Origin of the sequence: Streptomyces olivaceus (assembly GCF_000721235.1) — a bacterium.
In the GTDB taxonomy this organism is placed as follows: Bacteria; Actinomycetota; Actinomycetes; order Streptomycetales; family Streptomycetaceae; genus Streptomyces; species Streptomyces olivaceus.
The window spans coordinates 300091-311870 of the sequence record NZ_JOFH01000014.1; the positions used below are offsets into that span (position 1 = coordinate 300091).

Genomic DNA, 11780 nt, shown 5'->3' on the forward strand with positions numbered 1-11780 from the left:
TGTCACGAGGAGCATGCCCTGCTTGGCGTGCTCGTCCGGGCCGCCGGGGTCGGACGGGACGTAGAGCCCGGGCACGCCCAGCGCCCCGGTGGGCCTGACGGTGTTGACGAGCGAGTTCAGGACGGTCGCCGGCTCCTCCTCGCCGGTCCCGCCCGCGGTCGCCTGGTAGCCGACGGCGTCCACGCCCTTGTCCGTGCCGGCGCCGTCGGTCTGCTCCTTGATCTGCTCGACCGGATCGCCCGCCGAGAAGTCGACGGGCACCGCCCCGATCTCCTCGGCCTTCTGCAGCCGCTCCGGGACACGGTCGACGACGAACACCTTCTTCGCACCGCGCAGCAGCGCCGAGTAGGCGGCCATGAGCCCGACCGGCCCCGCCCCGTACACCGCGACGCTCTCGCCGGGGCCGACCTGGGCGAGTTCGCAACCGTGGTAGCCGGTGGGGAAGATGTCGGCGAGCAGGATGAAGTCGGTCTCGTGCCCGTCGCCCTGAGGCAGTTTCAGGCAGTTGAAGTCGGCGTAGGGAACGCGCAGGTACTCGGCCTGGCCGCCCTGCCAGGGGCCCATGGAGACGTAGCCGTACGCGCCGCCCGCGAAACCGGGGTTCACGGTCGTGCAGTACCCGGTGTACCCCGCGGCGCAGTTGGTGCAGAAGCCGCAGGCGACGTTGAAGGGCATGACGACGCGGTCGCCCTTCTTCAGCCCGGTGACGCCCTGCCCGACTTCGTCGACGATCCCCATGTTCTCGTGGCCGAACACGATGCCGGCCTCGGCGGCGGTGCGCCCCTCGTACATGTGCAGGTCCGAACCGCAGATCGCGGTGGAGGTGACGCGCACGACCACGTCGTTCGGATGCTGGACGCGCGGCTTCTCCACCTCTTCGACCGCGACGGAGAACGGCTCTTTGTAGACGACTGCCTTCATGATCGCGACCTCCGTTTTGTCGCTTCCCCCCTGCTCCTTCTCCTGCTCCTTCTGGGCCACTGTGACCCACCTCTCATGGTTGTCCCGTCCGGCGAACGGAGCAAGTCCCTCCTCCAGCTTCCCCACCCCCTCCCTCAGCCCGGGCCGCAAGCTCCGGCAGCGCCGAGCGCGGGGGACTCCCCAGCCCGGGTGGTCGCCGAGCCCCGCGCACTGCTGAAGACGTGCCCGCCTGAGCGCAGCGGCAAGAAACGAGGCCGGCTCCGGCGCCACGGTGCTGCCCCGCGCGGAACGGCCCGGGCGGTCTGTGAGCAGATCAGCGGCCGAATTCGCACCATTGGCCAAGAGGCGGCCTACCTGCGCCCCCGCACCGCTGTCCACACTGCTCGGCAGACAGCCGACGGAGGGGGATGCCATGGCCAGGAAGCGCGGGCGAGGACCAGCCGCACGCAGGCGGCGGGAAGCCATCCTCTGGGGTGGCGCCCTGCTGCTGGTCACGCTGGTGGTGTCCTGGTCGGCGATCTGGCCGTACCTCGTCGGAGCTGCCGTGCTCGGCGGCCTTGCCACCGGAGCCTGGTGGCTCGTGCGTACGGACCGGCTCCTTCGCGGCGGGGACCGGCACTGGCGCCGACAGGACGCGATCCAGGTGGGCCGGCGGACCCTGGCCGACATCGACAAGATGTCCGGCACCGAGTTCGAGGACCTGGTCGCGGCCCTCTGCCGGCGCGACGGCTGCACGGACGTCCGCCGCGTCGGCGGCTCCGGAGACAACGGCGCTGACGTCACCGGCCGCCTCCCGGACGGCCGCACGATGATCGTTCAGTGCAAGCGCTACGCCACCACCAGCACCATCGCCAGCCGGGAGGTGCGTGACCTCCTCGGCGCGAAGGCCCACTTCGGCGCCGGTCTGGCCGTCTTCGTCACCACCACCCGCTTCAGCCGCCCCTCCGAGTCCTTCGCCCTGCAGAACGGCATCCTCGCCATCCACCGCGACCACCTCGGACTGTGGAACAACGGAGCCACCTTGCAATCCCTGATCACCGTCAACGGATCCGGCCAGGGCGGCCAACGGCACCGAGCCCGCTGGAAGACGACGTACGGCACGCCGCCCGGATCAGCACCCCGTCGTCGAGGCGCGTAGCCGCACGGGGAGAAGGCCGTGCATCGTCACGAGGCCCCCCTCCCCGCCGGAGAACCGCACCACGCCTTGCGGCTAGCGCTTCTTGGTCCTCTTCTTCTGCGGCGGGTTCCACTCGCCCCGGTGCAGCTGACAGCGGGGATACCCGATCATCGCCGGGTTCTGGCACCGCTTGCCGGTCTTGGTGTTGGTCGACCCGCACTTGGCCTGTTTACCCATTCGTCCTCCTCTGTCCGGTCGGAGGCGTGCCATGCCGGGCCCATCGTCACGGGTCCGCGCTGCGAACCGCTCTACCTGCGCGCGTATCCGACTGATTCCCGACCCTTCGGGTCCGGATCATGACATTTCGCCAAAGTCGATCGGTACCAAGGCGGCAACCAGACATGTCGAAGGGCCCCACCGCGAACGGTGGGGCCCTTCGACATCGTGCCCGGTGAGGCACTGGCGGAGGATACGAGATTCGAACTCGTGAGGGGTTGCCCCCAACACGCTTTCCAAGCGTGCGCCCTAGGCCACTAGGCGAATCCTCCGCGACGAACATTACATGACGTGGAGGAGTGCTTGCGAACTCGTTCTGAGGGCCCCGCATCGGGTAACGTGTGGTCCAGCCCCTCACGCGGCGCTATCTGACTGAACTCCCCCAGGGCCGGAAGGCAGCAAGGGTAGGTCGGCTCTGGCGGGTGCGTGGGGGGCGTCTCTTTTGGGGGCGGCCCGGTTGTCGGTGGGCGCCTATAACCTCGTATGCGTGTCGTCTCTCGCGCTCTACCGCCGTTACCGCCCGGAGTCCTTCGCCGAGGTCATCGGGCAGGGGCATGTCACCGACCCGCTGCAGCAGGCGCTGCGGAACAACCGGGTCAATCACGCGTACCTGTTCAGCGGTCCGCGCGGCTGCGGCAAGACGACCAGCGCCCGGATCCTGGCGCGGTGTCTGAACTGCGAGCAGGGCCCCACGCCCACGCCGTGCGGCGAGTGCCAGTCGTGCCGCGACCTCGCGCGGAACGGGCCGGGGTCGATCGACGTCATCGAGATCGACGCCGCCTCCCACGGCGGTGTGGACGACGCCCGTGACCTGCGCGAGAAGGCCTTCTTCGGGCCCGCCTCCAGCCGGTACAAGATCTACATCATCGACGAGGCCCACATGGTCTCCCCGCAGGGCTTCAACGCCCTGCTGAAGGTCGTCGAGGAGCCGCCGGAGCACCTCAAGTTCATCTTCGCGACCACCGAGCCCGAGAAGGTCATCGGGACCATCCGGTCGCGGACCCACCACTACCCGTTCCGGCTCGTGCCGCCCGGCACCCTGCGCGACTACCTCGCCGAGGTGTGCGGCAGGGAGGGGATCGCGGTCGACGAGGGCGTGCTGCCGCTGGTCGTGAGGGCCGGTGCGGGGTCCGTGCGTGACTCCATGTCCGTCATGGACCAGCTGCTCGCGGGTGCCGGTGCCGACGGTGTGACGTACGACATGACCACCGCCCTGCTCGGCTACACGGACGCTTCGCTGCTCGACTCCGTCGTCGAGTCGTTCGTCTCCGGGGACGGCTCCGCCGCCTTCGGGGTCGTGGACCGGGTGATCGAGGGGGGCAACGATCCGCGGCGCTTCGTCACCGACCTGCTGGAGCGCCTGCGTGACCTGGTGATCCTCGCCGCCGTGCCCGACGCTGCCGAGAAGGGCCTGATCGACGCTCCCGCGGACGTCGTCGAGCGGATGCAGGAGCAGGCCAGGTCGTTCGGCGCCGCCGAGCTGAGCCGGGCCGCCGACATCGTCAACGAAGGACTCACCGAGATGCGCGGCGCCCACTCGCCGCGCCTCCAGATGGAGCTGATCTGCGCCCGCGTGCTGCTGCCCGCCGCGTACGGCGACGAGCGGTCCGTCATGGCCCGGCTGGACCGGATCGAGCGAGGGGTGCAGTTCTCCGCGGGCACGGGCGCGCCCGCCGTGGGGTACGTGCCGGGGCCCGAGGCGCATGCCGGGGGCGGCGGGGTCCCGGGGAGCGGTGGGGGCGGTGCGGCTCCCGAGGCCGCGGTTCCGCCCGGGGGCGGGCCTGCGGCGGCCCGGGCGGCGGTGCGGAATCCCGGTTCCGGTGCCGGTGCCGGTGGGGCCTCTTCCGAGGCGGGGGGCGTGCCTGCTCCGGCGGCCCCTGCCCCCGCTCCGGCCCCTGCCGCTGCGCCCGCTCCTGCCCCTGCTCCTGACGTCCCTCCCGCCGCGGCGCCTTCCTCGGCGCCCGCGCCCGGTGCCTGGCCGGCCGCTGCGCCCGCGGGGGGTGGACGCCGGCCCGGCGGATGGCCGACCGCGGCTCCGGCGGGCGGCGGACAGCCACGTACGCCGGCCGCTCCCGGGCCCGCCCCGGCCCAGGCACCGGCTGCCCAGGCGCCCGCGCCGGCCGCTGCCGCCCCGGCGCCCGCCTCTCCGCCGCCGGGGGCCGGGGTCGACCCCCGCCAGATCTGGCCCAACATCCTGGAGGCGGTCAAGAACCGCCGCCGCTTCACCTGGATCCTGCTCAGCCAGAACGCCCAGGTGACCGGCTTCGACGGCTCCTCCCTCCAGATCGGCTTCGTCAACGCCGGCGCCCGCGACAACTTCGTGAGCAGCGGCAGCGAGGACGTGCTGCGGGCGGCCCTGGCCGAGCAGTTCAACGTGCAGTGGAAGATCGAGGCGGTCGTCGACCCCTCCGGCGGCTCGGCCCCTCCGCCTCCCTCGGGCCCCCCCGGCGGCGGTGGCTTCGGGGGTGCCGGTGGCTACGGCGGTGGCGGTTACGGCGGTGGAGGCGGCGGCGCTCCCGCCCAGCGGCCGTCCGCGCCGGCGTCCCCGGCACCGCCCCAGGCTGCCGCGCCCTCCGCGCCGGAATCCCGGTCGGCTCCGGCGGCCGCCCCCGCCCCCCAGCGGCAGGCTCCCGAGCGGCGCTCGGTCTCCATCGAGGAGGACATTCCCGAGGACGACGATCCGGACCTCGACGAGTCGGCCCTCTCCGGCAGGGAACTGCTGGTCCGCGAACTGGGTGCGACGGTGGTCGAGGAGATCGCCCACGAGTAGGGCGAGCGGGCTGGCTGTGTTGGAGGAACGTACGGGTGCGGTCGGGCCCGGCCTTCGGAAGCCCGCACAAAACGGCCCGGCCCGTTCCCATTAGGCTGAACCCCGTGAAGGTCCTTGTCATCGGCGGCGGCGCCCGCGAACACGCCCTGTGCCGTTCCCTGTCCCTCGACCCCGACGTCACCGCGCTGCACTGCGCCCCCGGCAACGCCGGTATCGCCGAGGTCGCCGAACTGCACCAGGTCGACGCCCTCGACGGCGCGGCCGTCACCGCGCTGGCCACCCGGCTCGGTGCCGAACTGGTCGTGGTCGGGCCGGAGGCGCCCCTCGTCGCCGGGGTCGCCGACGCCGTACGCGAGGCGGGCATCCCGGCCTTCGGCCCCTCGGGGCAGGCCGCGCGGCTGGAGGGGTCCAAGGCCTTCGCCAAGGACGTCATGGCCGGTGCCGGTGTTCCCACGGCGCGTTCCTACGTCTGTACGACGTCCGACGAGGTCGACGCGGCCCTCGACGCCTTCGGCGCCCCCTACGTCGTCAAGGACGACGGACTGGCCGCCGGCAAGGGCGTCGTGGTCACCGACGACGTCGAGGCGGCCCGCGCGCACGCGGCGGCCTGCGACCGCGTCGTCATCGAGGAGTACCTGGACGGCCCCGAGGTCTCCCTCTTCGCCGTCACCGACGGCGAGAACGTCCGCCCGCTCCAGCCCGCCCAGGACTTCAAGCGCGCCCTCGACGGCGACGAGGGCCCCAACACCGGCGGCATGGGCGCGTACTCGCCGCTGCCGTGGGCGGACCCCAAGCTGGTCGACGAGGTCGTGCAGCACGTGCTCCAGCCGACCGTGGACGAGATGCGCCGCCGCGGCACCCCGTTCTCCGGCCTGCTGTACGCCGGTCTGGCGATCACCTCGCGCGGCGTCCGGGTGATCGAGTTCAACGCCCGCTTCGGCGACCCCGAGACCCAGGTCGTGCTGGCCCGCCTCAAGACGCCGCTCGCCGGGCTGCTGATGGCCGCCGCCACCGGCAACCTCGCCGACCTGGAGCCCCTGCGCTGGAGCGAGGACGCCGCCGTCACCGTGGTCGTCGCCTCCCACAACTACCCCGGCACCCCGCGCACCGGCGACCCCGTCACCGGCCTCGACGCGGTGGCCGCCGAGGACGCGCCGCACGCCTACGTGCTGCACGCCGGCACCCGCACCGAGGGCGGCGCCGTCGTCAGCGCCGGGGGCCGCGTCCTGTCCGTCACGGCCACCGGGGCCGACCTCACCGAGGCCCGCGACCGCGCCTACCGGGCCGTCTCCCGCATCGGGCTCGACGGTTCGCAGCACCGTACGGACATCGCGGCGAAGGCCGCCGCCGACGCCTGAGCCCGCCCCGCGGGACGCGTCCGCGCACCTCACCGCGCAGGCCCCGGTTCCTGGAGCACACGCTCCTCGGGAACCGGGGCCTGACCCTTGCTGTCTGTCATCCACCTTTCCCCAAAGCCATTCCATCGAGTGACCGATGGGCCATACGGCTGACGAGCGTGGGGGCCCCAACTATGGTGCCGCGCAAGCATTCCGGCACTTGGCCCACCGGCATTGCGATGTCAGTGCCGGGTGCCACAGTGGGGGAGTGAGCAGGAGCAGCAGCGCAGCAGGACAGCCCGTGCGGACAGGACAGCGATGAAGGGGTGAGGTCCGGCCGTGACCGGTACCGGTGGTGAGGAGATGGGCGTGCAGGCCGCACGCTCCCGGGCGCTGGCGGTACTGCGCGTGCGCAGTCGCGCGCTGGCCGTCGCCCTGCTGCCGGCTGCCGCCGCCGTGATCCTGCTCGCGGGCGGTGCCACCGGGCATCTCACGGGCGGGGTGTGGGACGCCCTGCGCTGGGTCGTGTCCGGCCTCGCGCTCCTCGTGCTGGCGGCCGCCGCGGCCGTCGCCCTGGTCGTGGCCCGCGCCCGGCCCGCAGTGACCCCCACGGTCACGGTCGACGAGGAGTCGGCGCCGGACCTCTACGGGATGGTGCGCGACCTGGCCGACCGGCTCGACGTTCCCGCCCCCTCCGCCATAGCGCTCACCCCGGACTGCGACAGCTGGCTGGAGGACCGCACCCACCCGGCCCACGGCCGCCCGCCACCCGCGTCCGAATCGGCAGGAGCGACCCTTCCGGGCGGACCCGCCCCACGCCGTGGCGACGCCGCGCCCGTCCTGGTCATCGGTTCACCCTTCCTCTGGTGGATGCGCGTCGGCGAGCTGCGCGCCGTCCTCGCCCCGGTCGTCGCCGGTACGGGGCCCTCGGCACACCCGGACATAGCCGCGGCCCGGCGCTTCATACGGGGCCTGGACGCCGCGGCGGCGGTGGTCTCGGCGGGCGGCCGGCGCGGCCCGCTCTCCCGTGCGGTGCACGGAGGCCTCGGCCGGGTCGTACGGCTCCTGCTGCGCGGCTGCCGCGTGCATGCGGCGGAGATGGAGCGCGGGGTCGCCTGGGCCGCCGCCGAGCGTGCACAGGCTGTGGACTACGGAGTGCGGATCGTCGCGCAGGAGCAGGTCGGACTGGCCTACGCGGGCTGGGACCGGCTGCTGACCCGGGTGGCGCTGCCCGCCTGGCGGATGGGCCGGTGGCCCGCACGGCTGGACGTGGGCGTCGTCGCCGCCCTCACGGAGCTGTCCCGGCGGGACCGGCTGGCCGAGGGCTTCGCCTCGCGGCTGGGCGAGCGTCCGGCCTGCGACCTGCTGGAGGAGCCCGGGGCGATGGACGAGGCGGTCTCGCTCCTGGCCGCGCGCCTCTTCCACGGCGGGCCCTCCGGCGCGAGCCCCGACTGGTCGCCGGTGGGCTGGGACGACTACCCGGAAGAGGTCGTCGACCGGACCTGGCGCACGGACGCCGCCCGTCTCCACCGCGTACTGGACGCCCTGGGCGTCCGCCGCGCCGCCGGGCACACGGCCCCGGGCACGGGCGGCCCGACCCTGGCCCGCGTCCTGGACCACCTCACGACCCCGGCCGACGAGGCTTCCCCGGGCGCCCTGCCGACCCCGGACCCCGCGGCAGCCCCGGACCCCGCGACAGCTCCGGGCGCCGCGCCGACCCGGGCCCACGCGGCGGAGCCCGCGGAGCCTGTCTGGCGCGCCGAGCCCCCGGGGTCCGCCGAGCCCGCCGGGGGAGACGGCACCGTCACCCGGACGGGCAGCCCGGCCGACGCCGCTCCCCACCGGCCGCCCGCCCCGGCCTACGGCGATCACGACACCCACGGCGGCCACCTCGCCACGCACCCGCATGTCGCGCAGCCGGACGCCGCGCACCTGGAAGCCGACCTCCCCGGCGGCGACAGCGACGATCCCCCCGGCCACCGAAGGGCTACCCCCGCCGCCCCCGCCGCAGCTGCCGCCGTCGACGAGGCCGTCGACGAGGCCGATGACGACGACCTCGCCGGTACCACGGCCCGCGGTGCCGCCCTGGCCGCCGGGCTCAGTGCGCAGCTGGCCCGCGAGGAGGCGGAGGCGTCGGTCACCGGAGCCGGAGCGCCGGACGCGCCCCCGGCGGCTGCCGCACCGACCGCCGGACCGGCCCCCGACCCCGCGCTCTGGGACGACCGGGCGCTCCCTCTCCTCCCCCTCCAACCTCCGCGCACCGGCCGTGAGATCCTCACCGCCCACGTCACCGCGATGGTGTGCTGCGCGGCGATGGACACCGCGGGCGCGGTCCCGGGCCTCGACTGGCTCGACGGGCCGTCGCTCCTGTTCGACGGTGTCCGCGCCGCCGACCTGGCCCCCAGCGTGCTGACCCTCGTCGAGACCGGTGACCCGGGGCCGCTGCGCACCTGGATGACCGAGCTGGGCATACGCCCGGAGAAACCGGTACGCCTGGTCTGAACCCCCTGGGGAAGCCCCCGAGTCCTCGCCGAACCGGACCCCTTGATTCCTCTTTCGGCCACTTCGCAACGAACAGTGACCGCACGCGTGCGAGATGTGATGTGCTGGGACCGAATCGCGCACCTGGCGAAGGCGTTCGTCATACGTACGACCACGGGGGCACAAGGGAGGGGACTGTCCCATGGGGTCCGAGCAGATCCGCCGTTGGGAGTCGGGAGCACTCGCGCACGCCGTGACGGACCCCTTCGGACAGGGACCCGTCCCGTGGCTGCGCGGCGGAGAGACGTACTTCGGGGACACCGGTCAGGTCGTCGCCTGGTACGCGGAGCAGGACGCCGCCCTCCCGGACCCCGACGGCACCCCCGGCACGGGCCACCGCGACCGGCGCACCCGCACGGACACCGGCACCGGCGGCGGTCCCCGTGCCGCCGACGACGTACGCCGCCAGATCAAGGGCTTCACCGCGACCGGGGCCGCCGCTCCCGGCGAGGCCATCGACTTCCACATCACCGTCGATCCGCCGCAGCAGTTCAGCGTCGACGTCTACCGGATAGGCCACTACGGGGGCGACGGCGCCGCCAAGATCACCACCAGCCCCCGCCTGGCCGGCATCGTCCAGCCCACGCCGCTCACCGCCGACCGCACCGTCTCCTGCCACCACTGGTGGCTGTCCTGGCGGCTCCAGATCCCCTCGTACTGGAACATCGGCGCCTACGTGGCCGTCCTCACCACCGCCGACGGCTACCGCTCCCACGTGCCGTTCACCGTCCGCGACAGCCACCCCGCCGACCTGCTCCTGCTGCTGCCGGACATCACCTGGCAGGCGTACAACCTCTACCCCGAGGACGGCCGTACCGGCGCCAGCCTCTACCACGCCTGGGACGACGAGGGCCGGCTGCTCGGCGAGGCGGACGCCGCGACGACCGTGTCCTTCGACCGCCCCTACGCCGGTGCCGGCCTGCCGCTCCACGTCGGCCACGCCTACGACTTCATCCGCTTCGCCGAGCGCTACGGCTACGACGTCGCCTACGCCGACGCCCGCGACCTGCACTCCGGCCGCATCGACCCGACCCGCTACCGGGGCCTGGTCTTCCCCGGCCACGACGAGTACTGGTCCGCCGCCATGCGCCGCACCACCGAGCTGGCCCGCGAACAGGGCACGTCCCTGGTCTTCCTCTCCGCCAACACCATGTACTGGCAGGTGGAGCTGGCCCCGTCCCCGTCCGGCGCCCCCGACCGCCTGCTGACCTGCCGCAAGCGCAAGGGTCCCGGCCGTCCCGCGCTGTGGCGGGAGATCGACCGCCCCGAGCAGCTGCTGCTCGGCATCCAGTACGCCGGCCGCGTTCCCGAACCGCAGCCGATGGTCGTCCGCAACGCCGACCACTGGCTCTGGGAGGCGACCGGGGCCCGCGAGGGTGACGAGATCGAGAACCTGGTGGCGGGCGAGGCCGACCGCTACTTCCCGCGCACCGCGCTCCCCGACCACGACGAACGGGTCCTGCTCGCCCACTCCCCGTACACCGACGTCGACGGCGCCCGGCGCCACCAGGAGACCTCGCTGTACCGGGCGCCGTCGGGCGCCTGGGTCTTCGCGTCCGGCACCTTCGCCTGGTCCCCGGCCCTGGACCGTCCCGGCCACGTCGACCCGCGCGTCCAGCGCGCCACCGCCAACCTCCTGGACCGCATCTGCAAACGGGACTGACCGCGCGAGCGCCCTCCGCCCTCCCCCGGACCGCCCCGCGCGCAGCCCCGCCCCCGACATACGGGAGAATCGACGTACTTGGACAGAACCACGGGGAGGAACCGTGTCCGGATTCGTTGAAAAGCCCGAGCCGCTCCAGGTTCCGGGCCTGGTGCACCTGCACACCGGCAAGGTGCGCGACCTGTACCAGAACGAGGCGGGCGACCTCGTGATGGTCGCCAGCGACCGCATCTCCGCCTACGACTGGGTGCTGCCGACCGAGATCCCGGACAAGGGCCGGGTCCTGACCCGGCTCTCCCTTTGGTGGTTCGAGCAGCTCGCCGACCTGGCCCCGAACCACGTCCTGAGCACCGAGCTGCCCCCCGGCGCCCCCGCCGACTGGGCGGGCCGCGCCCTGGTCTGCACGTCCCTGCGCATGGTCCCCGTCGAATGCGTCGCCCGCGGCTACCTCACCGGCTCGGGCCTGGCGGAGTACGAGGAGACCCGCACGGTCTGCGGCCTCGCCCTCCCCGAGGGCCTCGTCGACGGCTCCGAGCTGCCCGCCCCGATCTTCACCCCGGCCACCAAGGCCGAGGTCGGCGAGCACGACGAGAACGTCTCCTACGAGGAGGTCGCCCGCCAGGTCGGCACCGAGACCGCGGCCGCCCTGCGCCAGGCCACCCTGGCCGTCTACTCCCGCGCCCGGGACATCGCCCGGGAGCGCGGCATCGTCCTCGCGGACACCAAGTTCGAGTTCGGCTTCGACGAGGACGGCCTGGTCCTCGCCGACGAGGTGCTCACCCCGGACTCCTCCCGTTTCTGGCCGGCCGACCAGTGGCAGCCGGGCCGCGCGCAGCCGTCGTACGACAAGCAGTTCGTGCGGGACTGGCTGACCTCGGCGGAGTCGGGCTGGGACCGCCGGAGCGAGCAGCCCCCGCCGCCGCTGCCGCAGCAGGTCGTGGACGCCACCCGCGCCAAGTACGTGGAGGCCTACGAGCTGCTGACCGGCCAGAGCTGGTCGTAAAGGCAGACGGGCGCCCACGAGCGCACACGAAGAAGCCCCCGGCCGGAGCCGGGGGCTTCTCGCACGGAGCGAACGACGAGGTTCGAACTCGCGACCTCAACCTTGGCAAGGTTGCGCTCTACCAACTGAGCTACGTTCGCACTGCGCGGTGG

The 11780-nt window shown here is 73.4% G+C and carries 7 protein-coding genes, 2 tRNA genes, 1 other RNA gene and 1 pseudogene; 7 read left to right on the forward strand and 4 right to left on the reverse strand.

What is annotated here, in order from left to right; translation table 11 throughout:
• Positions 1-3 precede the first annotated feature (3 nt).
• Positions 4-921: pseudogene (locus tag IG94_RS0117325) on the reverse strand (glutathione-independent formaldehyde dehydrogenase); the annotation flags it as partial.
• Positions 922-1333: 412 nt separating this feature from the next.
• Here IG94_RS0117325 and IG94_RS0117330 point away from each other — a divergent pair.
• A complete protein-coding gene (locus tag IG94_RS0117330) occupies positions 1334-2059 on the forward strand; it encodes a restriction endonuclease (protein ID WP_052410720.1) in 726 nt (241 codons plus the stop codon).
• A gap of 72 nt (positions 2060-2131) precedes the next feature.
• On the opposite strand, the gene IG94_RS42890 is transcribed toward IG94_RS0117330, so the two are convergent.
• Positions 2132-2275 (reverse strand): hypothetical protein, encoded by a 144-nt coding sequence (locus IG94_RS42890; protein WP_164711398.1) that lies wholly within the window; start codon positions 2273-2275, stop codon positions 2132-2134.
• Positions 2276-2498: 223 nt separating this feature from the next.
• Positions 2499-2586: transfer RNA gene (locus IG94_RS0117340), tRNA-Ser, on the reverse strand.
• Between the two features lie 73 nt (positions 2587-2659).
• On the opposite strand from IG94_RS0117340, the gene ffs reads away from it, so the two are divergent.
• The 6 genes from ffs to IG94_RS0117365 all read left to right on the forward strand — a co-directional run bounded on the left by ffs (position 2660) and on the right by IG94_RS0117365 (position 11628).
• Positions 2660-2756: signal recognition particle sRNA small type (gene ffs, locus IG94_RS39955), an RNA gene on the forward strand.
• Positions 2757-2801: 45 nt separating this feature from the next.
• Positions 2802-5084, forward strand: coding sequence for a DNA polymerase III subunit gamma and tau (locus IG94_RS0117345; protein WP_031036973.1), 2283 nt, complete (start codon positions 2802-2804; stop codon positions 5082-5084).
• 104 nt (positions 5085-5188) lie between these two features.
• On the forward strand, positions 5189-6442 hold the full coding sequence (gene purD / locus IG94_RS0117350; protein WP_031036976.1) for a phosphoribosylamine--glycine ligase: 1254 nt from the start codon (positions 5189-5191) through the stop codon (positions 6440-6442).
• Positions 6443-6760: 318 nt separating this feature from the next.
• On the forward strand, positions 6761-8923 hold the full coding sequence (locus IG94_RS0117355; RefSeq protein ID WP_031036979.1) for a M48 family metalloprotease: 2163 nt from the start codon (positions 6761-6763) through the stop codon (positions 8921-8923).
• A 181-nt stretch (positions 8924-9104) separates the two neighbouring features.
• Positions 9105-10625, forward strand: a complete 1521-nt coding sequence (locus IG94_RS0117360; protein ID WP_031036982.1) for a N,N-dimethylformamidase beta subunit family domain-containing protein — start codon at positions 9105-9107, stop codon at positions 10623-10625.
• 103 nt (positions 10626-10728) lie between these two features.
• Entirely contained in the window at positions 10729-11628 is a 900-nt protein-coding gene (locus tag IG94_RS0117365; RefSeq protein ID WP_031036985.1) for a phosphoribosylaminoimidazolesuccinocarboxamide synthase, read from the forward strand.
• 67 nt (positions 11629-11695) lie between these two features.
• Here IG94_RS0117365 and IG94_RS0117370 read toward each other — a convergent pair.
• Positions 11696-11768, reverse strand: a tRNA-Gly gene (locus tag IG94_RS0117370).
• Positions 11769-11780 lie beyond the last annotated feature (12 nt).

Excerpts from the sequence above, each read along its gene's own strand:
- IG94_RS0117360 (WP_031036982.1), top strand. The coding sequence starts at position 9,105 with ATGGGGTCCGAGCAGATCCGCCGTTGGGAGTCGGGAGCACTCGCGCAC.
- IG94_RS42890 (WP_164711398.1), bottom strand. The coding sequence starts at position 2,275 with ATGGGTAAACAGGCCAAGTGCGGGTCGACCAACACCAAGACCGGCAAG.
- IG94_RS0117330 (WP_052410720.1), top strand. The coding sequence starts at position 1,334 with ATGGCCAGGAAGCGCGGGCGAGGACCAGCCGCACGCAGGCGGCGGGAA.